29 protein-coding genes are annotated in these 25,042 nt (G+C 39.2%); 14 read left to right on the plus strand and 15 right to left on the minus strand.

The annotated features are described in order from the left end of the window. Window positions 1–28: 28 nt before the first annotated feature. Entirely contained in the window at window positions 29–523 is a 495-nt protein-coding gene (locus tag KX723_RS08280) for a type IV pilus secretin PilQ (protein WP_218813882.1), read from the minus strand. Between KX723_RS08280 and KX723_RS08285 the strand changes: the two genes are divergently transcribed. Beyond that, on the plus strand, window positions 496–666 hold the full coding sequence (locus KX723_RS08285) for a hypothetical protein (RefSeq protein WP_218813323.1): 171 nt from the start codon (window positions 496–498) through the stop codon (window positions 664–666). The two genes, KX723_RS08280 and KX723_RS08285, sit on opposite strands and share 28 nt — an antisense overlap. A gap of 11 nt (window positions 667–677) precedes the next feature. Here KX723_RS08285 and KX723_RS08290 read toward each other — a convergent pair whose 3' ends face one another. Then, window positions 678–1,079 (minus strand): hypothetical protein, encoded by a 402-nt coding sequence (locus KX723_RS08290; protein ID WP_218813883.1) that lies wholly within the window; start codon window positions 1,077–1,079, stop codon window positions 678–680. Between KX723_RS08290 and KX723_RS08295 the strand changes: the two genes are divergently transcribed. Then, complete coding sequence (locus KX723_RS08295; protein ID WP_218813323.1) at window positions 1,052–1,222, plus strand: hypothetical protein; 171 nt, start codon at window positions 1,052–1,054, stop codon at window positions 1,220–1,222. The genes KX723_RS08290 and KX723_RS08295 overlap by 28 nt on opposite strands. Before the next feature lie 11 nt (window positions 1,223–1,233). Here the strand turns inward: KX723_RS08295 and KX723_RS08300 are convergent, their stop codons facing one another. The 4 genes from KX723_RS08300 to pilM form a co-directional block, all read right to left on the minus strand. Further along, entirely contained in the window at window positions 1,234–1,698 is a 465-nt protein-coding gene (locus KX723_RS08300; protein ID WP_343230287.1) for a secretin and TonB N-terminal domain-containing protein, read from the minus strand. 87 nt (window positions 1,699–1,785) lie between these two features. Continuing rightward, window positions 1,786–1,956 (minus strand): hypothetical protein, encoded by a 171-nt coding sequence (locus tag KX723_RS08305; RefSeq protein ID WP_218813323.1) that lies wholly within the window; start codon window positions 1,954–1,956, stop codon window positions 1,786–1,788. 708 nt (window positions 1,957–2,664) lie between these two features. Further along, a complete protein-coding gene (locus tag KX723_RS08310) occupies window positions 2,665–2,952 on the minus strand; it encodes a hypothetical protein (protein WP_218813885.1) in 288 nt (95 codons plus the stop codon). A 21-nt stretch (window positions 2,953–2,973) separates the two neighbouring features. Further along, complete coding sequence (pilM, locus tag KX723_RS08315) at window positions 2,974–3,627, minus strand: type IV pilus biogenesis protein PilM (protein ID WP_218813886.1); 654 nt, start codon at window positions 3,625–3,627, stop codon at window positions 2,974–2,976. A gap of 242 nt (window positions 3,628–3,869) precedes the next feature. Between pilM and KX723_RS08320 the strand changes: the two genes are divergently transcribed. Further along, window positions 3,870–6,272, plus strand: coding sequence for a penicillin-binding protein 1A (locus KX723_RS08320; RefSeq protein WP_218814993.1), 2,403 nt, complete (start codon window positions 3,870–3,872; stop codon window positions 6,270–6,272). Window positions 6,273–6,288: 16 nt separating this feature from the next. Here KX723_RS08320 and KX723_RS08325 read toward each other — a convergent pair whose 3' ends face one another. Next, window positions 6,289–6,720, minus strand: coding sequence for a TlpA family protein disulfide reductase (locus KX723_RS08325; RefSeq protein ID WP_218813887.1), 432 nt, complete (start codon window positions 6,718–6,720; stop codon window positions 6,289–6,291). A 237-nt stretch (window positions 6,721–6,957) separates the two neighbouring features. Between KX723_RS08325 and KX723_RS08330 the strand changes: the two genes are divergently transcribed. From KX723_RS08330 to uvrD, 5 genes are all read left to right on the plus strand, one after another. Then, window positions 6,958–7,698 carry an ABC transporter ATP-binding protein gene (locus KX723_RS08330; protein WP_218813888.1) on the plus strand — a complete coding sequence of 247 codons (741 nt, stop codon included), beginning with the start codon at window positions 6,958–6,960 and terminating at the stop codon, window positions 7,696–7,698. After that, on the plus strand, window positions 7,698–8,465 hold the full coding sequence (locus tag KX723_RS08335) for an ABC transporter permease (protein WP_218813889.1): 768 nt from the start codon (window positions 7,698–7,700) through the stop codon (window positions 8,463–8,465). The genes KX723_RS08330 and KX723_RS08335 overlap by 1 nt, the downstream gene beginning before the upstream one ends. Before the next feature lie 172 nt (window positions 8,466–8,637). Then, entirely contained in the window at window positions 8,638–9,537 is a 900-nt protein-coding gene (locus tag KX723_RS08340) for an ABC transporter substrate-binding protein (RefSeq protein WP_218813890.1), read from the plus strand. A 14-nt stretch (window positions 9,538–9,551) separates the two neighbouring features. Next, entirely contained in the window at window positions 9,552–9,992 is a 441-nt protein-coding gene (locus KX723_RS08345) for a hypothetical protein (RefSeq protein ID WP_218813891.1), read from the plus strand. A 292-nt stretch (window positions 9,993–10,284) separates the two neighbouring features. Beyond that, complete coding sequence (gene uvrD, locus KX723_RS08350; protein WP_218813892.1) at window positions 10,285–12,462, plus strand: DNA helicase II; 2,178 nt, start codon at window positions 10,285–10,287, stop codon at window positions 12,460–12,462. Between the two features lie 40 nt (window positions 12,463–12,502). Here the strand turns inward: uvrD and KX723_RS08355 are convergent, their stop codons facing one another. After that, window positions 12,503–13,414, minus strand: a complete 912-nt coding sequence (locus KX723_RS08355; RefSeq protein WP_218813893.1) for an SPFH domain-containing protein — start codon at window positions 13,412–13,414, stop codon at window positions 12,503–12,505. An 81-nt stretch (window positions 13,415–13,495) separates the two neighbouring features. Next, window positions 13,496–14,074, minus strand: a complete 579-nt coding sequence (locus KX723_RS08360; RefSeq protein WP_218813894.1) for a Smr/MutS family protein — start codon at window positions 14,072–14,074, stop codon at window positions 13,496–13,498. Between the two features lie 117 nt (window positions 14,075–14,191). On the opposite strand from KX723_RS08360, the gene KX723_RS08365 reads away from it, so the two are divergent. The 5 genes from KX723_RS08365 to KX723_RS08385 all read left to right on the plus strand — a co-directional run bounded on the left by KX723_RS08365 (window position 14,192) and on the right by KX723_RS08385 (window position 18,260). Next, entirely contained in the window at window positions 14,192–15,358 is a 1,167-nt protein-coding gene (locus KX723_RS08365) for a penicillin-binding protein activator (RefSeq protein WP_218813895.1), read from the plus strand. Further along, window positions 15,355–15,762: a YraN family protein gene (locus KX723_RS08370; protein WP_246562447.1), complete on the plus strand. Its 408-nt coding sequence runs from the start codon at window positions 15,355–15,357 to the stop codon at window positions 15,760–15,762. The genes KX723_RS08365 and KX723_RS08370 overlap by 4 nt, the downstream gene beginning before the upstream one ends. Window positions 15,763–15,765: 3 nt before the next feature. Then, window positions 15,766–16,356, plus strand: a complete 591-nt coding sequence (locus KX723_RS08375; RefSeq protein ID WP_218813896.1) for a phosphoheptose isomerase — start codon at window positions 15,766–15,768, stop codon at window positions 16,354–16,356. A 2-nt stretch (window positions 16,357–16,358) separates the two neighbouring features. Then, a complete protein-coding gene (locus KX723_RS08380) occupies window positions 16,359–17,048 on the plus strand; it encodes a M15 family metallopeptidase (protein WP_218813897.1) in 690 nt (229 codons plus the stop codon). A gap of 147 nt (window positions 17,049–17,195) precedes the next feature. After that, window positions 17,196–18,260: a hypothetical protein gene (locus KX723_RS08385; RefSeq protein WP_218813898.1), complete on the plus strand. Its 1,065-nt coding sequence runs from the start codon at window positions 17,196–17,198 to the stop codon at window positions 18,258–18,260. Window positions 18,261–18,331: 71 nt separating this feature from the next. On the opposite strand, the gene KX723_RS08390 is transcribed toward KX723_RS08385, so the two are convergent. From KX723_RS08390 to acs, 4 genes are read right to left on the minus strand one after another with little or no spacing between them, the layout of a single operon-like run. Then, window positions 18,332–19,210, minus strand: a complete 879-nt coding sequence (locus tag KX723_RS08390; protein WP_218813899.1) for a scabin-related ADP-ribosyltransferase — start codon at window positions 19,208–19,210, stop codon at window positions 18,332–18,334. A gap of 59 nt (window positions 19,211–19,269) precedes the next feature. Then, window positions 19,270–19,920, minus strand: a complete 651-nt coding sequence (locus tag KX723_RS08395; protein WP_218813900.1) for a histidine phosphatase family protein — start codon at window positions 19,918–19,920, stop codon at window positions 19,270–19,272. A gap of 11 nt (window positions 19,921–19,931) precedes the next feature. Further along, window positions 19,932–20,720: a 3-deoxy-manno-octulosonate cytidylyltransferase gene (gene kdsB / locus KX723_RS08400; protein WP_218813901.1), complete on the minus strand. Its 789-nt coding sequence runs from the start codon at window positions 20,718–20,720 to the stop codon at window positions 19,932–19,934. Further along, window positions 20,717–22,690 carry an acetate--CoA ligase gene (gene acs, locus KX723_RS08405; protein WP_218813902.1) on the minus strand — a complete coding sequence of 658 codons (1,974 nt, stop codon included), beginning with the start codon at window positions 22,688–22,690 and terminating at the stop codon, window positions 20,717–20,719. Before acs ends, kdsB begins: the two co-directional genes overlap by 4 nt. 196 nt (window positions 22,691–22,886) lie before the next feature. On the opposite strand from acs, the gene KX723_RS08410 reads away from it, so the two are divergent. Further along, window positions 22,887–23,054, plus strand: coding sequence for a DUF1328 family protein (locus KX723_RS08410; RefSeq protein WP_218813903.1), 168 nt, complete (start codon window positions 22,887–22,889; stop codon window positions 23,052–23,054). Window positions 23,055–23,084: 30 nt separating this feature from the next. On the opposite strand, the gene tgt is transcribed toward KX723_RS08410, so the two are convergent. Both tgt and KX723_RS08420 read right to left on the minus strand, forming a co-directional pair. Continuing rightward, on the minus strand, window positions 23,085–24,251 hold the full coding sequence (gene tgt / locus KX723_RS08415) for a tRNA guanosine(34) transglycosylase Tgt (protein WP_218814995.1): 1,167 nt from the start codon (window positions 24,249–24,251) through the stop codon (window positions 23,085–23,087). Beyond that, on the minus strand, window positions 24,244–24,996 hold the full coding sequence (locus KX723_RS08420; RefSeq protein ID WP_218813904.1) for an RNA methyltransferase: 753 nt from the start codon (window positions 24,994–24,996) through the stop codon (window positions 24,244–24,246). Before KX723_RS08420 ends, tgt begins: the two co-directional genes overlap by 8 nt. Window positions 24,997–25,042: the final 46 nt, after the last annotated feature.

A 25,042-nucleotide genomic window follows, 5' to 3' on the forward strand; every position in this document is an offset into this window, starting at 1 on the left:
ACCTATTTCATTTAAAAAAGCCTAATAATTAAAGGGGTAAAATAGTAGGGGTTAAGAATATTAAAAGTTCATTACATTTTTCGCTTGTTTCTTTATAAGAAAATAAACGGCCGATTATAGGCAGGGAACTTAAAAAGGGGATTCGCTCAATCGATTGATTCTGCATATGCTCATATATCCCTCCCAATACAACTGTTTCACCATCATTTATGATAACTCGCGTCTTAATACCTCGCTTGTGAATAGCAGGCGTACCTGACACCGTAAAAGTACTGGGCTGATCTTGGTTTACCACCAAATCGAGCATTAACTGATGCTTAGGCAATATTTGAGGTGTTACGCTTAAGGATAATACGGCTGGTTGGAATTGAATAACAGTATCGCCTCCTTCCTTTTTTTGATAAGGAATATCTTCGCCCGCTTGTATAAAAGCGGGCATTTGATCGGCCGTCATCAGATGGGGTGTGGAAATAATTTTTAACTCCCCTTCATTCGATGAGACAGGAAAGCATTGTGAAAGCAATGCGAAGTCGAAGAGCCCGCGATAGGCGTGCGTTGACGGGCGAAGCAGGAAACGCATCACGCCGTAAAGTCATTTGTGGGAGGCACGGGCATGAACTCCGAAGGAGTGAGTGCGTGCCGGACGCAGGACGTATCGCGGCCTAATTTCAGTCGCGTCATGCGAACGAATTTCGGGGACACGATGGCCGAAATTCTTCGGGAGCATAGCGACTCACTTGTTCTAATGCCGTTAATTCCAAATCTAAAAAGATATTTTTGGCAATCTGCATTAAATTAAGTTGTACTTTCCCACGTTTCATTTCTGAGAAAGGCAAATCCATATTTAGGTCTGGAGTAGAACTCCTTAAAGAAGACTTAGAATTAGATGAGGAAATATCTGATGAAGACAATATCCTAAACCCAAATTTAGCACCCAACTCACTGGCTTTTATTTTACCTACATTTACAATTCGCGCCTCTATCGCTATTTGTTTAATGGGCCTATCAAATTGCCTAATGATCTTTTCTATTTGAATAAGTCTTTCCTTCGATGAGACAGGAAAGCATTGTGAAAGCAATGCGAAGTCGAAGAGCCCGCGATAGGCGTGCGTTGACGGGCGAAGCAGGAAACGCATCACGCCGTAAAGTCATTTGTGGGAGGCACGGGCATGAACTCCGAAGGAGTGAGTGCGTGCCGGACGCAGGACGTATCGCGGCCTAATTTCAGTCGCGTCATGCGAACGAATTTCGGGGACACCATGGCCGAAATTCTTCGGGAGCATAGCGACTCACTTGTGAATCTTTAACCCATAAACTATTTCCCCGTTTATCCACATTAACGCTACCCATTGAGGATAAAATATTATTAGTTTTATCCTTTAATAAATCTGCTAGTATGGTTGCTTTGCTATACCGAATTTGTATTAACTTGCCAAGCATAGGGCTTAATGCTTGTCGCTCAATATTTATTTTTAATTTTTCTTTATCACGCTGTAAAATTTCACTTTGCGGCGTTATAACCCAGCTATTTTTGATAGGATACTTAACTAAATCTTTAGCTTTCAAAATAATATCTAATGCCTGCTCCCAAGGAATATCATTTAAATGTAAACTTAAATTACCTTGCACCTTATCATCTACAATTAAGTTAAACTCCCCAAACTCTGCTAATAACTGTAACGCAGCACGTATTTTAATATCTTGAAAGTTTCAAGTGAGTCGCTATGCTCCCGAAGAATTTCGGCCATCGTGTCCCCGAAATTCGTTCGCATGACGCGACTGAAATTAGGCCGCGATACGTCCTGCGTCCGGCACGCACTCACTCCTTCGGAGTTCATGCCCGTGCCTCCCACAAATGACTTTACGGCGTGATGCGTTTCCTGCTTCGCCCGTCAACGCACGCCTATCGCGGGCTCTTCGACTTCGCATTGCTTTCACAATGCTTTCCTGTCTCATCGAATGATAGGTGTGTCCCTATCATGTTCTTATTTACTTGGGAATCTACTGGAATTGAAACTGGGTTGGCGGCTAATGCCTGGCAGGATACAAAAAGAAACAAACAAGCTATTATACGTTTGCTCAGAAAAGAGAAATAACACACATTAAAACTTCCTAGTTATTTAGGTTTAATTCTATTTTTTTATTATCTATTCCATTAACAATTATTCTTTTTTCATCAAGAAAAACAACATGGGCCCGTTCTATCCCAATTTCATCATTAACTTCAACTTTATAAAAGTATTGATTTGGTAATTTTAGCAATGCCCATTTTTTTTAAAAAAACCTCCGCGCAAAAAACCAACCATTTTAAGTTGTGTAATTGAATAGCTTTTTAAAGAATTTTTATCCATAAATTGAGCATTTTTATTCTTCACTCCATTCATTTGCAGCTGTTCAAGCTGTTGTTTCTCCTTTTTTAATTTTTCAATGGCACCCGAAAGTGAATTAAGCTGATGATTTAATCTATTCTTATTAATCTTTAATTGCTTAATTTGGTAGGCTAAAAAAAATCTAACAGCATGGCCGATAAAAAAAGTAGCAATACAAACCCAGATAGAAAAAAATTTAATTCAAATTTTTTCTGTTTATATGGCGGTCCTTTCCAAGGCGATAAATTGACTTCCTTCATTGCAAACTACTTAGAAAATTAGAATACTTCCTAAACTAGATAGCTCTCAAAGCTAAACCAAAACTTAAAAATAAGCTCGGAAATAGTTTTTTAAATTCTTTTGTGTTTAAACCATTCAAAGAGAACAATGATGTTTCATAGGCTACCGTTACCGTTTTTAGACCAAAAAACCCATTCATTTTTTTTACTAAAAATTTTAATAGCGGGAGATTAGAACCTATAAAAAAAATCTTATCCCATTGATCATAAGGATGACGTAAAAAAATTGCATTAATAAACCGTTGTGTTTGCTGTAGTACCGTTTCGTTATTAGAAAATAGCATCCTTTCACTATAGCTCCGTAATTACTTAGTCTGATCTAAAAACAGAAGGGTTAATTGAGCCATCCCAACATCAATAAGCACGAAATATTCTTTCATACTTGAAGAATAAAAATGCAAATACGCACGCTCCACCGCATGCGAATTTACTTCAATAAAGAGGGGCGTTAAATTGGCTTGATGAAGAATATCTAAACGAGCATCTAAATGCGCTTTACGACAAGCAACTAATAATACATTAAGATAACTAACGTCTTCTTGCTGATTATCAAAAATTTGATAATCAAAATAAACAGCATCTAAAGGATAAGGAATATGTTCTTCTACGACTAAATTAATGGCAACTTCAATATTTTCAGCCGCAGAGCAATCAAGACGAATCCACTTACTATTAACTAAAGTATCGGGGAGCGCTGCTACACAATAGCTGGAATAAATAGCCGCTTTTTCTAACAGTTCTTTAATAAATGTCGTTAATAACGCTTGGGACTTAACCTCGTTATTCCCGATAGCACCGGACGGAATCGCTTTTACACTATAATTTTTTAACTCATAGGGAAAACTTGTACCGCCAATCCATCGTAAAACAACACATTTAATGGATGAATACCCTATGTCTAACCCTATGATGTCATTTCTTGACCTTTCTATGTTTAACCTATCCCTAATAAAGCGCATTGTTTAGTCTATTATTCGGCAATGGAAATAAACGCTATCCTTTATTATGCATCCAAATAAATTGATGTCAATCAACCAAAACATAATTAAATCATTGAACTATCAATTGTTAATCTAAACTTATATGCCCTTATATTTGACGCAATTAGGACATTAATAAAAAGATGCGATATCATGACATAAGCTAATTAATGCCCCTCACTATGAAAAAACGCCCTTCTGTTCTCCGCAATTTACTGTTGATGCTAATAAGCCTCTTCATTACGTTTATCGTAGTGGCCAGCTTGGTTTACTTATATCTAGATAAACAACTACCGGATGTCGATGAATTAAAATCTGTACAGTTACCTATTCCTATGCGGATTTACAGCAGTGATGGTCAACCAATTGCCGAATTCGGGGAACTACATCGAAACTTGGTCAGATTGAATGAAGTGCCTACATTAATGGTTAAAGCTTTTTTAGCGACGGAAGATCAACGCTTTTTAGAACACCATGGTGTAGATTTTTATGGCCTATTACGTGCCGCTAGCGAATTATTAATAACGGGTACGAAAGTGCAAGGTGGTAGTACGATCACCATGCAAGTAGCACGTAATTTTTACCTGTCTCGCGAAAAAACATTTTTACGTAAATTTACTGAAATTCTTTTATCACTCAAAATAGAACGTGAATTTACCAAAGATCAAATCTTAGAACTTTATCTTAATAAAATTTACTTAGGTAATCGGGCTTACGGGATTGCTGCTGCTGCACAAGTGTATTTTGATAAAGCGCTTAATCAACTCACATTGCCTGAAATGGCAACGATTGCAGGTCTACCTAAAGCACCCTCGGCGATTAATCCTATTGTTAACCCTATTGCCGCAAGACAACGTCGTGATCACGTCTTAGCTCGCATGTTTGAACTTGGTTACATATCAAAACCTGTTTATGAAAACGCTATTCAAACACCTATGCAAACACGCCCTGATACTGAAACCAGCGGTATGTTAAAAGCACCGTATGTCGCCGAAATGGTTCGCGATATGATGTATAAAAGTTTTGGCGATAACATTTATACGAAAGGATATAATGTTTATACAACACTCAATACCACTCAACAAATAGCGGCTAACAGAGCCTTATCTGATGCGTTATTAGCCTATGATCGTCGACATGGTTATAGAGGCCCTGAAAAAAATATAGGCCCTTTAGATCCTAAAAAACTAGCACTAGCATTAAATACATTGCATCGCATCCCTACTGTTAATGACTTACAAGCGGCCACTATTACGCTCATAACAGATGAAGGCGTTATGGCTTTATTAGCGAATCATCAGTCTATTCTTATTCCTTGGGCAGGCCTGGCTTGGACAATACCTCAATTGGACAGCACGCAACTCACTTCGCCTCCTGAAGCTTTAAAAGATAAAGTCCATATTGGCGATATCATACGTGTGCAAAATCAAAACAATATCTGGCAACTTGCGCAAATACCTAAAGTACAAGGCGCACTGGTTGCTTTAAATCCTCAAAATGGCGCCATCAGCGCATTAGTAGGTGGATTTGATTATAATGTAAGTAAGTTTAACCGAGTCATTCAAGCCGAGCGACAACCCGGCTCTGGATTTAAACCTTTTATTTATGCCGCTGCCTTAGCTAAAGGTTATACGCTCGCTAATGTATTTAACGATGCGCCTTTGGTATTTGATATACCTGGGCGCGATGAGCCTTGGCGCCCACAAAATGATAATCATATTTTTAGCGGCCCTACTCGTTTACGTGTTGCCTTAGCTAAATCTATTAATCTGGTTTCAGTGCGCTTATTGCAAGCCATTGATGTGCCTTATGTCTTATCGTATGCAAAACGCTTTGGATTCAATCCAAAAAAATTACCACGTAATCTTTCGCTCGCATTAGGTACTGGAGAAGTGACGCCTATAGAGTTAGCACGTGCTTATGCGGTGTTTGCTAATGGTGGTTATCGTATTACGCCTTATTTGATTGATCATATTACGAATGAACAAGGGGATGTTATTTATCAAGCTGAACCTAAGATAGCGTGTGAAGATTGTTTGACCGGTAAAATTGAAGCACCTGCACCCGATGCCAAAGATAATCCTTATGCACCACAAGCTATCCCTGCGGATATTGCTTTTTTAACAACCTCCGCTTTAAAAGATGTTGTTCGCTACGGTACCGGCTATCAAGCAAGAAGCTTAGGTCGTAGTGATATTGCCGGAAAAACAGGAACAACCAGTGATTATGTGGACACCTGGTTTTCTGGTTTTAATAGTGATTTGGTTGCTACTGTTTGGATCGGCTTTGATCAACCTACTTCTGTGCTTGAGTATGGCGCAAAAACCGCCTTACCGATGTGGATAGACTTTATGCGCGCCGCACTACACGGCAAACCTGAAAGAACAATGCCTCAACCACCGGATATCATTACTGCCAGCATCGATCCGATGACGGGTTATTTACTTCCAGAAGGTACACCCGGCTCTATTTTAGAATATTTCCGTAAAGATAATTTACCAAAAACACCCAGCGAGGAAGATTTATCAAACTTCCCATCACCCGACAACACGGACAATCAAACGGGCACTGAATCAGAACCCGCTAATATACAAGACAACACAAGCAGCGAACCATTATTTTAATCTTTGAGTCAGCCGTCTATCGCAGTGCATTCTCTATGTCTTGTTTACTTTGTTCGCCTGTTAATTCGCGCTTTAAATTACCATCAGGTCCTATTATAAGCATGTAGGGTAACCCACGAATTCTACCCAGTTTAAAATGCCCTTTTGGATCATGTCTTAAGGTAGGAAAAGCAACACCACTCTGTTGAATATGTTTAGCTAAATTACCGTCATCATCATAGTTAAACCCGAACATAACCACGTCATTAGTATGTGCTTTATAAAAAGCGTTTAACTCGGGTATTTCCCCCATACAAATACTACACCAGGTTGCCCAATAGCTGATAACAACCCACTTGCCTTTATAATCTGAAAAATTAATAGGTTTTTCTATAATAGAAGAAAATGCGGCGGTAGAAAATAAAGCTAGCATGCCTGCCAAAATAAGCGATTTAAAAGCTCTGGACATAATACTCCCCAAAAAAACCAAGTCATTAAACTGATTAAACGTTAACTTTTGTAATAACTCAAGTCCAAGGCAAAAAAAATGCGTAAAGTTAATACAAAATCACGTGGTTTCTGCTTTTATTTTCATCACAAGCTTGTTAATATCGGCCTCACTTAGGGGTGCCTATCCATCATTAAGGATTCGCTGAGAAATACCCTTTATAACCTGATCGGGGTAATGCCTGCGTAGGAAAAGCACATGAAAAGCTCGCCTGCTATTACAATAAGTAATGCTTGTTTACAATATCAAAATCAAATTTTATTTGACCAACTCAATTTTCATATACCGGCTGGTCAAACAACGTGCTTACTTGGACCCAGTGGCATTGGAAAAACAAGTCTTCTACAACTTATTGCCAAACTAAACACATCTGCTCGCGCAGATATCACTGCCAGCGACCAACAAAACTTAGAATCGCGTATCGCCTATATGCCGCAGTCAAATGCACTGTTACCTTGGCTTAGTGTTGAAAACAATGCGTTACTCGGTTATCGATTACGTGGTAAAAACCATGCGACTGAAACTGAAAAAGCAAAAATGCTATTGCAACAATTCGGACTCACTCATGTTTTAAAAAAATATCCTGCCCAATTATCTGGCGGCATGCAACAACGCGTTGCATTAGCAAGAGTATTATTAGAAAACAAACCGGTTATTTTAATGGATGAGCCTTTTTCTTCATTAGATACCATTACCCGCTACCAGCTACAAACGCTGTCTGCACAATCATTCACGTGTCGTACGGTATTATTAATCACACACGATCCTTTAGAAGCACTGCGTTTAGGCCACCATATCGCAATTATGTCAGGTCAGCCCGCACAAATTGAATATCTAACCCTAGCATTATTAGAAGATCCTCCGCCACGTTCACTGAGCAATCCTAAATTATTACAATGGCAAAGCAAATTGTTAGATCGTTTAAAGGAAACGTATTAATGCGCTTATTGATGAGAGGAATATTAATCACTGTCACCCTACTATTAATTTGGCAATGTACTGTGGTTGTTTTACAACTGCCGAGCTATCTATTACCCATACCTTTACAAGTTCTAAGTAGTTTAAGCACACACCGTGCACTGATTATGACAAATCTACTACCTACACTGACAGAAACCCTGCTGGGGTTATTCTTTGGTATTTTATTTGGCATTAGTCTAGCACTCAGCATGAGCTTATTCCGTCCGGTTCATTCACTTCTATTACCTATTTTATTAATTAGCCAAGCATTACCGATATTTGCAATTGCCCCCTTACTCGTTATTTGGTTTGGTTATGGCGTTACTGCAAAGATAGCCACGACCACATTAATGCTATTCTTCCCGATTGCTAATAATTTCTTAGATGGTTTAAAAAAAACATCGCAACACTATTTGGATAACGCAGAATTGATGGGTGCTAACCGTTGGCGAATGCTTTACCACATCCGTATTCCCGCCGCACTACCACAGCTCGCTTCGGGGATACGATTAGCCACAGCCATGGCGCCCTTAGGCGCTGTCATCGGTGAATGGGTGGGATCGAATCAAGGATTGGGATTTTTATTACTCAGCAGTAATGCTCAAATGCAAATCGATTTGATGTTTGCCACATTATGGATTCTTATTTTATTAACCCTTTCTATTTACTTTTTAGTTGATAAACTTTTATATTTTTCTATGCCTTGGTTAGTCATACAACAATACAGCCCACAAAGTAGCACTTAAAATTCATGAAAAAAAGTATACTCACAGCAATGGGATTTTCGGCAAGGCGCCGCGAAAATGAAGCCACCGGAGTGTATAGACACTACATGAGGATGGCGAGTTGAGCGGGAACGCCGCCGAAAATTCTAGTGCAAAGAGTATAATCTATTTTATTTTTATATTACTATTCTTAATGCCCCGTTATGTTAATGCAAAACCATTAACATTGATCTTAGATTGGTTAATTAACCCCAATCATGCCGCCATTTTTATTGCACAAGAACAAGGATTCTTCCAACAACAAGGTATCAACGTTAATATTATTGTTCCTGCCGATCCGGATGATGGTGCTAAACTCGTTGCGGCCGGTCGTGCTGATCTCGCTATTACCTATCAACCACAATTAGTGGTACAAGCAACACAAGGTTTACCTCTGGTACGTATAGCCACACTCATCGATAGACCTTTAAATTGTTTAGTCGTAAGAAAAGACAGTGGAATTGATAGTATTGCTGATCTAAAAGGAAAAAAAATCGGTTATACCTCGAATGTAGAAGGTACTTTAGCGTTAGAAGCTTTTCTAAAAAAAGCAGCATTAACGCTCAAGGATGTAGAGGCTATCAACATCCAATATAATTTAACACAAGCACTACTCTCAAAACGCTTAGATGCTATTGTTAATGTAATGCGTAATGTGGAACCATTACAATTGCAGTTTGCTGGCCAGCGAGTCAATATATTTCCCGTCGAAGCAGTGATGCCTTCTTATGATGAATTAATTATTGTGACTAATCGCCGTGAAATAGCCGATCCACGTTTAAAAAAATTCTTAATCGCGCTTCAACAAGCGAGTGATTATTTGCTAAAAAACCCTGAAAAAAGCTGGCAATTATTTGCTAAAAATAATCCCGTTTTAAATAATGCGTTAAACCAACAGATTTGGCAAACCACTTTGCCTTATTTGGCACGTCATCCTGCGCAACTTAATCAAGAAAATTATCAATCTTTTTCCGACTTTCTTTATGAAAAGAAAGTCATTTCAAGAAAAATGCCTATTCAGGATTATGCTATACAAATTCAACCACTAAAATAAAACAGGAATTATTTATGTTATTAATTGCCATTGATTTTGATCACACTATTGTAAATGGGCAAACACACATGAAGATTATGCTTAGCAAAGAGACCGATAAAGATCGTCAATGCGATCAAATAAAAAACTTTCAAGTCATTGGCGAGCAAAATGAATGGAAGCATATTTTTGAGACTTTGATTAAAGAGGGTCATGCCGTTTGCATCGTCTCATTCAACAATTATGGGCATACAATTCCGAGATTTCTTGAAGAAAAAGTGGGTCTATCTCATGAAGAAGTTGAGAAAATAAAAGTAGTCTCCTGGCTACCAAAGCACCCTAAAACAGCCAATAAAAACCAACATTTACGCCAGGCTAAAAAAATAATGAATTTTCATGGAAAAAATTCGCAGGTTATCTTAATTGATGATTCCAAAAACAATCTAGAGGTCGCTCGTAAAAAAAATATACGGTAATCCCCGCTGAGGAAAACGGATTCTACCTATCTTATATTGAACAAGAGGTTCAATTACTCAAAGCAAAAGAAGATGAAACCCCATTAAAATTTACATGCTTTCCTTGCTCACCCGTTTTTTTTAAAACGAAATCATCCCCACCAGACACAAGTATGCCAAACGATGTCCCATCAGTTAGCCATACAAGCAACCAAGATTTGACCGTAACATTTCATCGTTCTTAAAACAAAAAATATGCTTTTCTATCATATCCCTTAAATATTCTATCAAAGTCCGTTACAATCTCTACCCTATGAATAATCAAGAAAGTTTACTAGCTTCTCTGAATGAAGCGCAACAGAAAGTGGTATCGGCTCCCGAAGGTCATTTGCTCGTGCTGGCAGGCGCTGGCAGTGGAAAAACTCGCGTATTAGTCCATCGCATTGCCTGGCTGATCGATATTGAAAATGTTTCTCCCTATAATATCCTTGCCGTCACCTTTACGAATAAAGCTGCGGGGGAAATGCGCCATCGTTTGGAAACCTTAGTCGACCTGCCGATAAAAATGATGTGGGTAGGTACTTTCCATGGACTTGCACACCGCCTACTACGCCAACACTGGCAAGCCGCGGGGTTACCAGAAAGCTTTCACATTCTAGACAGTGATGATCAACACCGCATCATTAAACGAATTATCGCTAGTCTCAATCTAGATGAAGCACACTGGGTACCTAAAAAAATCCAATGGTTTATTAACCAACAAAAAGATGAAGGCATTCGACCTAATCAAGTAGCCAATGCGAATGATCCCTATAACAAAACCTTAATCCGTATTTATCAAGCCTATGAAGACATCTGCGCCCGTAATGGCGGCATCGACTTTGCAGAAATTCTTTTAAGAAGTTATGAACTTTTTACTAAAAATCCTGATATCTTAGCGCACTATCAAGAACGATTTCGTCACATTTTAGTCGACGAGTTTCAAGATACGAATACCGTTCAATATGCATGGTTAAAATTACTTTGTGGTGATAAAAATTATTTAATGATAGTGGGCGATGATGATCAATCTATCTACGGCTGGCGCGGCGCAAAGGTAGAGAATATCCATCGCTTCAAAAAAGATTTCCCTAACAACCAGGTCATTAAGCTCGAACAAAACTATCGTTCCACCGGCGTCATTTTAGCGGCATCGAATGCGTTAATCTCACATAACGATGGCCGTCTCGGTAAAAAACTATGGAGCAGCGGAGACCAAGGCGAATTAATCTCCCTTTATGGTGCATTTAATGATCTAGACGAAGCGCGCTTTATCGTCGATCAAATCAAGCAAGGCATAAAAAAAGGATTTCAGCACAATGAGAATGCTATTTTATATCGTTCCAATGCACAGTCTCGCGTATTAGAAGAAGCCTTAATCCGCGCACAAATTCCTTATCGCATCTACGGTGGGCTACGCTTTTTTGAACGTGCTGAAATTAAAGATGCATTGGCTTATCTACGTTTGATTGCTAATCGAAACGATGATCAAGCATTTGAACGTGTCGTTAACACGCCCACGCGAGGCATTGGCGATCAAACCATACAAACGCTACGCACAGAGGCACGAAGTCAAAGTATTTCCTTATGGGAATCTTCGCAGCAATTATTATCTAATAACACGCTATCAGCTCGCGCAGCCAATGCGTTGACTGCGTTTTTACACTTGATTGATCAAATAGACGAAGAATCAAAAACATTATCGCTTTCCGAGCAAACCGCGCAAGTCCTTTACAGTAGTGGTTTGTTTGCGCATTACAAAAAAGAAAAAGGTGAACGTGGCCAGGCACGGATTGAAAACCTTGAAGAACTTGTGAGCGCCACGCGTCAATTTACCCCGGAAGATGATAGCCTTTCTATACTATCCGCCTTTTTAGCACACGTCGCATTGGAGTCCGGTGAACATCAAGCGAATAATGCAGAAAATAGTGTACAGCTAATGACCTTGCATTCAGCTAAAGGGCTTGAGTTCCCACAAGTATTTTTGTGCGGCATGGAAGAAGGTTTGTTTCCACACCATATGTCTCATGACGAGCCAGGCCGCTTAGAAGAAGAACGTCGCTTATGTTATGTAGGAATAACGCGCGCCATGTCAAAACTTTATCTGACTTACGCAGAAGTACGTCGCTTACACGGTACTGAAAGTCAGCATCGACCGTCTCGATTTATTTCTGAAATTCCAAAAGAACTCTTAGATGAAGTGCGACTAAAAACACAAATAATACGACCTACTCAATTACACTCTATAAAAACTACGCGCCAAAAAAGCCAAGCAACGATTGGCGATACAGGGTTACGCTTAGGACAAGAGGTAACGCATCCCACCTTTGGTGAAGGTGTTATTATTGACGCTGACGGTCACGGCGGACATACACGATTACAGGTTAAATTTAATAAAGTAGGCACAAAATGGCTAGTCGCCAGCTTTGCTAAGCTGGCCGTTCGTGGTTAAAAAGGCTCAGCTTACACAAATACTTGCTATTGATTTTTAGCTATTCAGAACTCGTCGCTAAATTTCCAGTAATAATATTATCTCGAAGTTGTGCGGCGATATCTTTTAGACCACCAGGAGAATGCGGTAACAAGATAGTATTACTTTTGCTATGCGCACCAATTTCTTTAAGTGTATCAAAATATTGAGTAATCAACGCCAAACTCATTGTATCGGCGGCGGTTACGCCTGGAATTGCCCGTTGAAATTCATTGACGGACTCTTGTAATCCCGCAATGATAGCTTTTCGTTGATTGGCAATACCCTCACCTTGCAAGCGCTTGCTTTCGGCTTCGGCTTCAGCTTGTTTTACTTTCAGGATTTTTTCAGCTTCACCCTTTGCTTGTGCGGCTACCTGTAGGCGCTGTTGCTCATTAATTTCATTCATCGCGCTCTTGACCTTCTCATCAGGATCAATGTTAGTAACAAGCGCCTTTACAATCTCGTAACCGAATTCTTGCATGGTGCCAGTTAACTCATTTTTAACGGCATTAGCGATACTGTCTTTCTTTTCAAAGACATCATCCAATCTCATGGTCGGTACTTCGGCACGTACTAAATCTAAAATATAGGCAGTAATCTGCTCTCTTGCATTTTCTAATTTGTAAAAAGCATCATAAACGCGGTCTTCTTTAATCCGATATTGAACAGAAACTTGAACTTTAACAATCACGTTGTCTTTAGTTTTAGTATCTAAAGTAACGTCGAGCGGGTAGATTCGCAGAGAAATTTCACCCGCACTACGTTCAATAAAGGGAATTTTGAAATTTAAGCCTGCATACGAACAGCGGGCATATTTCCCAAATCGCTCAATAACCGCTACGGATTGTTGACTTACTGTAAAAAAACTCTGGGACACTAGCACGAGAATAGCAAACGCTAAAATCATAATTGAGATGAGTTCAGGCGACATATTAGCCCCTTTGGTTAAAAGTTGGCCTATAGTATCACTTAAATTTATATTGTCTATTTGAGAGACGTTTAAGCATTGAAATCAAATAAAAGATGACGATTTTGCCAGTAATACATAGATAGCACCTCGTCCTCCGTCCTTAGCTTGTGCCGATGAAAAGGCTAATACCCAAGGGATTTGTGGCAACCAATAATTAATATGGTTTTTTAATTTTGGTCCGGTTTGGCTTAATTGCCCTTTCCCATGAATAACTTGTACACACCGAAAATTTGCTTCGCGGCATTTGCTCAGGAAATGAATAACCGCTAAACGTGCTTGTTCTATTGTCATTCCATGTAGATCTAAACACGCTGATCGAATTATTTCGCCGCGAATTAACTGCTTGATCACTTTACTTTGCGGACCTTGTCGTTTAAAAAATAACTTATCTTCAGCCGCTATACTTTGCTCTATAGGATCAGAAAGCGATTGAAGTAAATCCTTATCAATTTTATGTACTTTTTCGTTTTTAGAGACAAACTTACTAGGGGCACTTAAACCCGATTTTTTTTTTGCAGCCGTTTTTTTTAAAGTTGGCGATTGTTTTATACGCTTAACGTCTTTCATCGCATTGCGAAAAAAAACGAGATCATCGTCATCTGGTGGAAAATAGCGCGACACAAATTTACTCGGTTTATAAAAAAGTCTAAAGATGCAATGCTATAACATTGCGTTACCCTATCTGAATAAACTACTATTATCAGTAGTATTGGTTAAAATTTGACGAGCGATACGAAGATGCCTTCCTTATTCTCACGAATATTCTTTTTAATTACGTTGTTATTCACGTGTTCCTATTTAATAGGATGTGGTCAAAACTCTGTCAATGCGCCTTCGCCTGTTGCTAGCAGCACACTGTCAGAGAGTATCTCCAACGGTAATACTCAATTAGGCACGCCGCAAATTATTTCTTTATTAGTTCCATTACAAGGCCCATTAAGCGGCGTTGGCCAAGCGGTTAAACAAGGTTTTCTGGCCGCTGCGCAAGCAAATCAAAATAAACCGCAAATTATCGTCATCGATACAACGAAAGAACCCTCTATCCAAGCCGCCTATGACCAAGCTTTGGCGCAAAAAGCACAGCTTATCGTAGGTCCGTTGCTTAAACCGCAAGTCCAAACGCTTGCTGGGTTACAATTAAGCACACCGGTACTTGCCCTCAATTATTTAAATCCTGATATTAGTACGCCACCTGAATTATTCCAATTCGGCTTATCGCCTTTAGATGAAGCGCGACAAGCTGCTCAGCAAGCCTGGAAAAGTGGTCGCCGTTCTGCGTTGATTATGACCTTAAGCGACAATTGGGGTACTCAAATAGGGCAAACTTTTGCTGATGAATGGAAAAGTTTAGGCGGAACGATTGCCGATCGCTTAACACTAGCTCAAAGTTCATCCGCCTTAACACGACAAATAAGTCATTTTCTTCAATTTAAGCCACCGCATGATAGACGAACCGATTTTGATGTCATTTTTTTAGCCAGTAATCCCAAAGTAGGTCGGCAAGTGATCCCTTTATTGAAGTTCTACTATGCAGGCGACATTCCTGTCTATGCCACGGCTGCGATTTATACCGGCCTACCCAACCGTCGATTAGACAATGATCTCAATCAAGTTATTTTCTGTAGCGCACCTTGGACACTCGGACAAAACACGCCGAATCCTGCACTGTATGAACAACTACTGATATCCGCCAATTCACCTGGTTTTTTTAGACGACACCGTAGCTATTATGCCTTAGGTGTTGATGCATTCCACATTACTCAACAGTTGGCCTATTTAAATCAATCCTCAGCGCAAACCTTACCGGGTACCACAGGTCAACTTACATTAAATGAGCAACGCCGTATCGTTCGCCAATTGACTTGTGCGCAATTCATTAAAGGCCATGTCAGGTTGATCAATTGACGGTACTTATCTCTTCTAAAAACCGAGGAAAACAAGCTGAAGACTTTGCCTATCGTTATTTAAAAGCCCAAGGTCTACGCCTTATTGCTCGCAATTACGCTTGTCGCCTTGGAGAAATTGACTTGATTATGCAAGATAAGGATATGCTTGTTTTTATCGAGGTTCGCTATCGCCAGCAGCACCAATTTGGGCATGGCTTAGAGACCGTCGATTCATATAAACAAACTAAATTGATTAAAACCGCCGAGCATTACCTACTATTTAACCCTATATTAGCAGAAATTCCCTGTCGTTTTGACGTACTGGGCATTTCTCCTGGCAAACCCTCCCTACTGCAAAAGCTTAGCCCTTCCCAGCATTACCCCGCTCAAGTAGAATGGCTTAAAAACGCATTCTCTAGGTAATTTATGGATCTTCTGGCACGTATTAAAACCCACTTTGAAGAAAGTATAAAAACTAAAACCATCGCTGCTGCTACGCTGTCAGAAACGATACTGGAAGCAAGCCAGCTATTCGTTGAATGTCTATTGAATAATAATAAGATTCTTGTTTGTGGAAATGGAGGTTCTGCGGCTGATTCTCAGCATTTCGCCTCAGAACTTATTAATCGTTTTGAAATAGAACGCCCTATTAGCTTACCTGCTATTGCGCTTACTACCGATACTTCAACGATTACTTCCATTGCAAATGACTATAGCTATAGTGAAATTTTCGCTAAACAAATCCGCGCGCTTGGCCAGGCGGGCGATATTTTACTGCTAATTTCAACCAGTGGTAATTCAGAAAGCATACTACGTGCTTGTGAAGCGGCACAAAGTAGAGACTTAAAAATAATTGCGCTTTCTGGTAAGGACGGCGGTTCACTGGCAGGCTTGCTAAACGCTAGCGATATCGAAATACGTGTCCCAGGTTCATTCACCGCGCGCATACAAGAAACACACCTATTAATTATCCATTGTTTGTGCGATCTCATTGATAAGCAACTCTTTGGGCAATAAATATGTATGGAATAGTAGGTAAAAAACTTCTATTTATTTTTTACAGCTTTTTTTTCTTCTCAATTAATAGCTATGCAACGGAAAAACCCAGTGATTTTATAACGTTAAAAAGTCAAATCCCTTCTATTCAAGAAGACATTCGATATCATACATCGAATAACTTTATGGGTCGCCCTATCATGGGATATACAAATCCCCTTTGTATTTTGACAAAACAAGCCGCAATGGCTTTATTAAGAGTACAAAACACGCTCAACAAAAATAATTTAGGGTTACGCGTTTTTGATTGTTATAGACCACAAATGGCGGTTGATGACTTTTTCCAATGGAGCCAAAATCCCCAAGATCAAACAATGAAAGCCGAATATTATCCACGAATCGACAAAGGTGAATTGTTTAAACGTAATTATATTGCACGTCGCTCAGGGCATAGTCGTGGCAGTACGGTAGATTTAACAATTGTTGATTTAAAAGCCAATGAACCGCTTGATATGGGAACTCCTTTTGACTTTTTGGACCCTTTATCCCAGCCATCCAATCAAATGGTCAGCGCAGAGCAATTTAAAAATCGCATGCTATTGCAAACACTGATGCGAAAAGCGGGTTTTAGTTCACTAAAAAATGAATGGTGGCATTTTAGCTTACGAAATGAGCCATATAAGCATAGGTATTTTAATTTCCCTGTCGCGTAACGACTAAATAGATATTTAATTTTATCTCTTCTTTTAAAGCTATAACGTTGATTTAGCTAACCCCTTTTTCTTTAATATTCTATAGCGTGATTAGTCTATTTTTAATTCTTTAATTTTTCGTTAAGTAAAAAAGTATAAAATAATCATGTGAAAAATTATAAGCTCTCTTTAGGAGTAATTTATATGACGACTTCATCCTTAGCTAAAATGCCAACTGAAAGCGATACTGCATTAATCAAAAGCTCTAATAAAAAAATATTTAATTTTAATCCCCAAGAAACAGAAGTGAGTTCTTTTGTTTCATCTATTTTGTTAGAAATGCTTGGCGCTGATAAACTTGCTGCACTAAGAGGAAAGCAGGAAAGGGTGGATTCCCTTTTAAAAAAAATCGATAATGCTGATGATAAAGAAAAAATACAGCTTAAGGCTGAAATACATAAATTAAAAGGTGAACTCTATTTAGCGGCCGCAGAAAAAGTAATTGAAAAAATAAGGTTTACCTTCACTGGCTTTGATATTGATAAAAAACCTATCCCTTCTGCACTCGTTGCGGGCGCTGATAATATATTAGAAAATAAGATTTTATCTTTGCTTGCTAAATGTTACTTATCTGCTCAAATTTATTCTGTTTTTAACATAACAGATAATGAATTTGATAATTTGTCTAGGAAGGCATTAGAAGGTAGAGATGCTAGCGAAAACCTCAAATATAATAAAATATTAACTGTATTAGGGGGCGTTTTTGAGCTTGAAAAATCGTTAATGAATCTTGACAAGGAAAATAAACAATCGACTGCCTCATTAGAAGAAATAAAAAAAATGGGCAAAGAAGGGCAAAAAATACATGATTTATTAAAGCCTATCGTTCATCTCCTTTCGGAAGACGCTACTTCCACAGAAAAAAACCATTTATTAGGAACAATCCGCAATTTTATAACGCTATTTCGGGAAGCGCTCGAGGAAATTCTTTCGCCTGTACATAATCTTATGACAGGAACAAGATCTGTTTCTTTTGTTGAATCCTCTTCACCCCCGCCTAGAGAAATATATCGTTCTATACCCGAACCAAGTTTTGTTAGTAATAGCGCTAACTTTTTTAAAAAAGCACCAGAAAGAGGCGCTCTGCTGGATGAAAAAACAGAAAATAACCTCCAATCTGCAAATCAAACTGCGGAGAAAGCGTCAGAAAGATACTTTTCTATACGTCTGTAAATCAAACGGAAGTGCATAAAAAAGCCCAGCTACATAGTTGGGCTTTTTTCAATTTTATCAGGACTATAGGATTACGCGCCCTTAACAGCATAGTAACTATTTCTTGTTTCGTCTCTTTGCATCTTTTCCATATATTCTTTTTTTTCATTCCAGAGCCATTTGCCATCCTGTGTTGATTTATAAAAGCCACGAATGTATTCAGGCGCAATAGATCCTTTAACGTTAACTTCTTTATCTTTCAAAGCCTGCAAACGGTTGTTATGAAAAACATTAGAAGGATTTAAACCACGTTCTTGTTCTGTTTTTAAAACATCGAACCCACCTGCTCCTTGATAATCAATAACATAGATATAACGAGGGTTCCGATCAGGCGTAGAACATTTTAATCTGAATAGCGCACGAATATATTTTAATATTAAATTTTCCCCATGCATTGGATAGTTAATCGTAGCCGCAATATCTTTACTGGTAGATATACCGACAGTTCCCGTATAGTACTTGAGATAATCTGAATATGAATTTGACGGGATTCTCTCTTTAAACCCCTCTTTAAAAATGACCTCCGGCAGTCGCGTATCGCCACGATAGAGTGTACCGGTATAGTGCTTTACAGCCTTTGGCGTAAAACAATCCCACTCAATATGTTTAAACTCATCTGATCCTTTCAACTCATCAAGAAAGTAATTATTAAACGAATGGTTATTAAAGGCCGCCCTATTAGCGATAAAGTGATCAATCACAGGCGTTAAAATCTCATTGAGACTTTCTTCCTTATCTTGCTCCTTGGTGAGTGATTTCCGCAGCCTAACTAATGTGGGATACTCTTTAAAAGAATGCCTATAATTTGTAAAAAAAGTCGGTATGTAGCCTTCCCTTGGCTTTCTTTTACAATAATTTTCTAAAGCCTTTGAGTAACATTTTAGCAATTCTTTTTTTTTAGTTTGGCTCATTAATATAAAACCTTAGATTAAACACCTAGCTATGCTAGGGTATAATTCTTAACGTTTTATTAACCTAAATTATCTAAAAAATATTCAGGTTTTTTATTCCAAAATTTTATCTGCCACCCTTTAGAATCATGTTCAAATAAACAAATATTACCTGTGCTTACTTTAAAACTATGATCCTGAATATGTTGCGTAAATGCAGCTGGGATCAGTTGCAGAAAATAACGTAATCGTCCATTACTCGTAACCACAAGAATCGTATCTTCTGGTGCGTATTTTTTTATTAAGTCGTCTGTAAATGCTTTAATTTCGCTGAAAATAATTTCAGGAGAGCCTAACCAATCGGCTTCTTTTGGCCATTGGCTCAATTTCTCCCAAGCCGCTAATTCTACCTCACCACCTTTCTGCTGAATTTCTACATTGCTCAACCCAGACCACTTTCCATAATCAATTTCGTTTAAACGCGGATCAATCATCGGTTTTAGTGAAGAATGCAGCTCCTCTACAACAATTTTCGCGTAATCGTTTGTTCTGCTCAGAGGGCCGCAGTAAATTGCTTTTAAATTCAAACTGGCTTCTTGAATAACACGCGCTAAATTTTTAGCTTGTTGAATCCCTGAATCAACCAGTGGTAAATCTTCTCTTGCTCCCACCCAGACGGGCGTCTCTCCGGGAACAAATGTATTACCATGCCTAGAAAAAATTACTCTCATATCATCAATATTTATTTAAGTGGAACTAACTCACCTTCTTTCTCAATAATTAATTCCACACGTTTCACATCATCAGGGCTATCAATAGAGGCATGTGTACGACCTTTATAATCGACCATGACAACTCGAATAGCCACGCCATTTTCTAACAATCGCAATTGTTCAAGCCCTTCAAGCATTTCTAATGGTGTGGGAGAAAGTGTCGTATATTTTTCCAATGTTGCATAACGATACGCATAGAAACCAATATGCCGATACAGCGGTGGATTTTCCATCACGGTATCTCTTAAGTAAGGAATCATGCTTTTGGAAAAATACAAGGCATTATTGTCTTTATCACAAACCACCATAGTTCCACCCACTTCACCTTTTAATTTGTTTGCATGCATACTGGCATACTGATCTCGCGTTATCCGTGTCGCCGGTGTTGTCATGGCTATATTAGGATTAACCAACATCGCGGCAATCAATGTTTGAATAATCCATGGTGGTGTCAAGACAGCATCACCTTGCAAATTAAAAATAATCTCAGGTTTTTTATCTAGCTTAGAAATAGCATCGAACACGCGCGCTGTTCCATTTTCACAGTCTTTCGTCATGATGACTTTTGCCCCAAATGCTAGCGCATGGGATTGAATGTCTGCATGATCAGTCGCAATATAAACCTCATCAATCTGCTTAACCGACTTAGCAATACACCAAACTCTGTAAAGCAAACTATGACCTTTAATTATTTTTAATGGCTTGCCTGGAAAACGACCTGAATGATAGCGTGCGGGAATAACAATTATAGTTTTCATAGCTGTTGGTTATCATTACCTTTCTTTTGTAATTCCATTAAAACTGAAAAATCTTCAAGTGTAGAAACATCTTGATTAATTTGACGATTAGCCGCGACGTCGCGTAATAAACGACGCATAATTTTCCCTGATCGTGTTTTAGGTAACGAAACGGTAAAAATAAGCTGTTTTGGTTGCGCTAAAGGACCGATTGTATTTCGTACTTGATTAATAATTTTATCTTTTAATATTGGTGAAGCGACAGCGGAATCACGCAAAGTAACAAATGCTGTAATAGCCTGCCCCGTTGTTTTATCAGGTATCGCCACCACCGCTGCTTCCGCAACAGAGGGATAACTCAGCAAAGCAGATTCGATCTCGGCCGTACCTAAACGATGCCCCGACACTTTAATCACATCATCCCCACGTCCCAAAATCCAAATATATCCCTCTTCATCGTAATGCGCGCTATCTCCTGAAAAATACGCGTGAGGAATTTGACTCCAATATTGTTCTGCATAACGTTCAGGATCATTCCAAATGCCACGTAGCATGCTAGGCCATGGCTGGCGAATCACTAAAGCGCCCCCCTGTCCTAAAGGAACTGATTTACCTGAAGAAGGATCCACAATATCAATGACTACCCCAGGCAAGGGTTTAGCAACCGACCCCGGTTTCGTTGTGGTCGCACCTGGCAGTGGCGAGATCATAATAGCGCCTGTTTCAGTTTGCCACCATGTATCTACAATAGGGCAGCGTTCTTTGCCTATTTTTTTTGAATACCAAACCCAAGCCTCTGGATTTAATGGTTCACCTACACTACCTAATAATCGTAAAGAAGAGAGATCACTGCCATCTATATACTCATCACCCCACTTCATAAATGAACGAACTGCTGTTGGTGCCGTATAGAAAATACTAATCTTATACTTTTCAATAAATTTCCAAAAACGGCTGGGATCAGGCCAATTAGGTGCACCTTCATAAATGACAATACTTGCTGCATTTAATAGCGGCCCATAAACAACATACGTATGCCCTGTAATCCAACCAACATCCGCTGTGCACCAATAAATATCATCTGGTTTTAAATCAAATACTATTTTCGACGTATAATAAGCGCCCACCATGTAGCCGGCCGTGGTATGGAAAATTCCTTTCGGCACACCCGTAGAACCTGATGTATAAAGAATAAAAAGTACATCTTCGCTATCCAAGGGTTCAGCAGCACAATCAACTGCCTGTGATTGGATCAAATCATGCCACCAAATGTCACGATTAGGTTTTAAAGAAATTGACTCATGGGTACGCTGATAAACAATCACTTTCTCTACATTCGTACAAGTCTGTAACGCTTCATCTATCACCGACTTTAGTGGGATAACTTTGCCGCGCCTATAACCACCATCCGCCGTAATAACGCATTTTGTTTTAGAATCCTGAATGCGGCTTTCTAACGCTTGTACAGAATAACCACCAAAAACCACATTATGAATAATACCGAGGCGAGCACAAGCCAAAACAGCAATGATAAGTTCCGGAATTAAAGGCATGTAAAGCGTAACGCAATCCGCTTTTTTTATTCCCAGCGTTTTTAATCCATTCGCAAATTGGCAAACCGCCTCATGCAACGCTTGATAAGTTAATTGGCGTTGTTCGCCCGGCTCACCTTCCCAAATCAATGCCGGTTTATCTGCATATTGCGCTAAATGCCGGTCCAAACAGTTATAGGCGATATTAGTCTTTCCACTTTCAAACCAAGTCGCATTGGGTTCTTTCCACGTTAAAACCTTGTCCCATGGCTTTAACCAATCAAGTTCCCCAGCAATTTCAGCCCAAAACTGCTCAGGTTGCTCAATAGAATAGCGATATATTTGTTCATAATCTGCCATTGATTTAATAGCCCCCTTTTCAGCAAAATGTGGAGGGGGAGGAAAAACACGCGTTTCATTCAACACGGAACTCACGATTTGTGATTCGCTGATAGGCATAACTTTGCTCTCCTTTATTGATATAGCATTTTATACGCTTCGCACTTGAATTTTTGGCTGCAAATATATTCACGAAACTTGCTGATTAGCTAAAAATACAAACTTCTTCCTTCTAAAGACTAAACCCCAACTTGCGACTACTCGATTCATCAACTAACCTTAAAGCTCAAGGAAATTTAATAGGGGAGAAAACACGATGTTAATGTGGGCTTTTATATTTCTAGCTATTGCTATCATAGCGGCTATTGTGGGATATACCGGTGTTTTTGTAGCCGCTGCAGCCGTTGCTAAAATCATCTTTCTCATATTCATTATATTGGCGATTATTTCATTTATAACGATGTTGTTCCGCAGACGACCATAAAGATAAACACGCTATCCCTAAAATAAGAAATTACTCTTCAGTTCGCTCAGCAAGAATCAAAGCGCGTAGTTGATCGCAAACTGTCTGCATGATGAAAATATTATGAATACATGCCAATTGGCTATAAAGAGACGATCCTTGTTTAAATAAAAAATGCAAATACGCGCGGCTGAAGCGTAAGCAAGTATAACATAAACAACCTTCTAAAATAGGTCTATCATCTTTTGCATAAATCGCTTTTTTGATCAACAATCTGCCACTTTTTTCTTCGCTAAGAAACTCTAACCAATCGGCTGTTTTACTTATTTTTCCATGATATAGCGCACCATGCCGTGCATTTCGTGTCGGTGCAACACAATCAAACAAGTCTATACCTTTTTTAACAACATCGATTAAATCTTGTGGGTTAAGACCTACGCCCATCGTATATCGCACTTTATTAACCGGTAATAAAGGACGTACCCAATCAATCACTTCACCGGTTTTTTTCATATCAAAACCGATGACTTCTCCACCTATAGCAATACCCTCTAGATCGGCATCAACGATAAAGCGCGCACTTTGCTCGCGGAGATCTCGAAAACTACCGCCTTGAACAATTCCAAATAAAGCTTGTTTATATCCATAAGCAGAATAAGGTGATGCCAGATAAGTTTCTTTTGATTCTAATAACCAGCGATGTGTGCGCGCCATAGCAGCCAGTGCAGCCTCTCTCCCCCCGTTTTCTGGTGTGCACTCATCAAAGGCCATAATAATATCAGCACCGATAATTTTCTGTGCCTCTATAGAGCTTTTTGGCGTTAAATGAATAACTTTTCCATTGATGGGATGTTTAAAATGTGCACCTTCTGAATCAATACGACAAATTTTTGAATCCTTAGATAAGCTAAATACTTGGAACCCTCCGCTATCCGTTAGCATAGGTTTGTTCCACGCCATCAAATGATGCATACCACCACTTGCTTTTATCACCTCCATGCCTGGATTAAGCAACATGTGATAGGTATTCCCGCCTAAAATAATTTGTGAACCTGCTTGAATAAGATCATCCGGTGTCATGTGATTAACAAACGCGCGTGTCCCCACCGGCATAAACGTCGGCGTGGTCAGTATTCCATGAGGAGTTGTTATTTCCATTACTCTAGCGGAAGTCGCTTTGCTCGTTTTAATAAGCCGCGACGAAAATTGATTATTCATCATTTGTTTTATGGTTGCTAGCAAGCAGTTTTTTTTGCGTTGCGCTCAATACACCACGTAAAATCTTTACTTCGCCTTCATCCAGCTCAGCACGACTAAATAAACGGCGCAAACGATCCATAATTTGCTGGCTACGCACAGGGTGCAGAAAATCAACTGACATTAATACGGTTTCTAAATGCTGATAAAAATATTCAAGTTGTTCTACCCTCGCTAAATCTCTTTGCTTAATCACAGTGGCTTTTTTCTTTAAAAAAGCCACTCGAAGTTCATAACAAACAATTTGTGCTGCCGAGGCAAGATTTAAGGAACTATAATCAGGATTAGCAGGAATGGTAATTTGAAAATGGCATTGCTGTAACTCCTGATTACTCAGACCACAACGTTCACGCCCGAATAAAATAGCAATTTCTTGCTGTGGCATCTCGGTTATTTTTTCTGCCGCTTCACGAGCGGCTAAAGATATCCAATTAAGTTCACGCATCCGTGTACTCGTACCAAAGACTAAATGACAATCCTTGAGCGCTTCTTCTAGCGTATCAACCACCACGGTGTTTGCTAAAATATCTAAGGCGTTACTAGCCCTCACCGACGCCTTACGATGAGGAAAAGCTTCGGGCGCAACAAGATAAAGATGCTTTAACCCCATCGTCTTCATGGCGCGCGCGGCTGCACCAATATTGCCGGGGTCACTGGGATTAACTAAAATAATACGAATTCGTGCAAGAAGGTCTGAGGAGGTCATTTATAATATTATTTAATGAAAACAAGTTATGGTATCATCCTTCCTA

The organism is Rickettsiella endosymbiont of Dermanyssus gallinae (assembly GCF_019285595.1).
Classification (GTDB): domain Bacteria; phylum Pseudomonadota; class Gammaproteobacteria; order Diplorickettsiales; family Diplorickettsiaceae; genus Rickettsiella_B.

Bases quoted from the DNA above. Each gene is read 5' to 3' on its own strand.
- KX723_RS08285 (WP_218813323.1), top strand. From the start codon at position 496: ATGAGACAGGAAAGCATTGTGAAAGCAATGCGAAGTCGAAGAGCCCGC.
- KX723_RS08295 (WP_218813323.1), top strand. From the start codon at position 1,052: ATGAGACAGGAAAGCATTGTGAAAGCAATGCGAAGTCGAAGAGCCCGC.
- KX723_RS08305 (WP_218813323.1), bottom strand. From the start codon at position 1,956: ATGAGACAGGAAAGCATTGTGAAAGCAATGCGAAGTCGAAGAGCCCGC.
- KX723_RS08310 (WP_218813885.1), bottom strand. From the start codon at position 2,952: ATGCTATTTTCTAATAACGAAACGGTACTACAGCAAACACAACGGTTT.
- pilM (WP_218813886.1), bottom strand. From the start codon at position 3,627: ATGCGCTTTATTAGGGATAGGTTAAACATAGAAAGGTCAAGAAATGAC.
- KX723_RS08320 (WP_218814993.1), top strand. From the start codon at position 3,870: ATGCTAATAAGCCTCTTCATTACGTTTATCGTAGTGGCCAGCTTGGTT.
- KX723_RS08325 (WP_218813887.1), bottom strand. From the start codon at position 6,720: ATGTCCAGAGCTTTTAAATCGCTTATTTTGGCAGGCATGCTAGCTTTA.
- KX723_RS08330 (WP_218813888.1), top strand. From the start codon at position 6,958: ATGAAAAGCTCGCCTGCTATTACAATAAGTAATGCTTGTTTACAATAT.
- KX723_RS08335 (WP_218813889.1), top strand. From the start codon at position 7,698: ATGCGCTTATTGATGAGAGGAATATTAATCACTGTCACCCTACTATTA.
- KX723_RS08340 (WP_218813890.1), top strand. From the start codon at position 8,638: ATGCCCCGTTATGTTAATGCAAAACCATTAACATTGATCTTAGATTGG.
- KX723_RS08345 (WP_218813891.1), top strand. From the start codon at position 9,552: ATGTTATTAATTGCCATTGATTTTGATCACACTATTGTAAATGGGCAA.
- uvrD (WP_218813892.1), top strand. From the start codon at position 10,285: ATGAATAATCAAGAAAGTTTACTAGCTTCTCTGAATGAAGCGCAACAG.
- KX723_RS08355 (WP_218813893.1), bottom strand. From the start codon at position 13,414: ATGTCGCCTGAACTCATCTCAATTATGATTTTAGCGTTTGCTATTCTC.
- KX723_RS08365 (WP_218813895.1), top strand. From the start codon at position 14,192: ATGCCTTCCTTATTCTCACGAATATTCTTTTTAATTACGTTGTTATTC.
- KX723_RS08375 (WP_218813896.1), top strand. From the start codon at position 15,766: ATGGATCTTCTGGCACGTATTAAAACCCACTTTGAAGAAAGTATAAAA.
- KX723_RS08380 (WP_218813897.1), top strand. From the start codon at position 16,359: ATGTATGGAATAGTAGGTAAAAAACTTCTATTTATTTTTTACAGCTTT.
- KX723_RS08390 (WP_218813899.1), bottom strand. From the start codon at position 19,210: ATGAGCCAAACTAAAAAAAAAGAATTGCTAAAATGTTACTCAAAGGCT.
- KX723_RS08395 (WP_218813900.1), bottom strand. From the start codon at position 19,920: ATGAGAGTAATTTTTTCTAGGCATGGTAATACATTTGTTCCCGGAGAG.
- kdsB (WP_218813901.1), bottom strand. From the start codon at position 20,720: ATGAAAACTATAATTGTTATTCCCGCACGCTATCATTCAGGTCGTTTT.
- acs (WP_218813902.1), bottom strand. From the start codon at position 22,690: ATGCCTATCAGCGAATCACAAATCGTGAGTTCCGTGTTGAATGAAACG.
- KX723_RS08410 (WP_218813903.1), top strand. From the start codon at position 22,887: ATGTTAATGTGGGCTTTTATATTTCTAGCTATTGCTATCATAGCGGCT.
- tgt (WP_218814995.1), bottom strand. From the start codon at position 24,251: ATGAATAATCAATTTTCGTCGCGGCTTATTAAAACGAGCAAAGCGACT.
- KX723_RS08420 (WP_218813904.1), bottom strand. From the start codon at position 24,996: ATGACCTCCTCAGACCTTCTTGCACGAATTCGTATTATTTTAGTTAAT.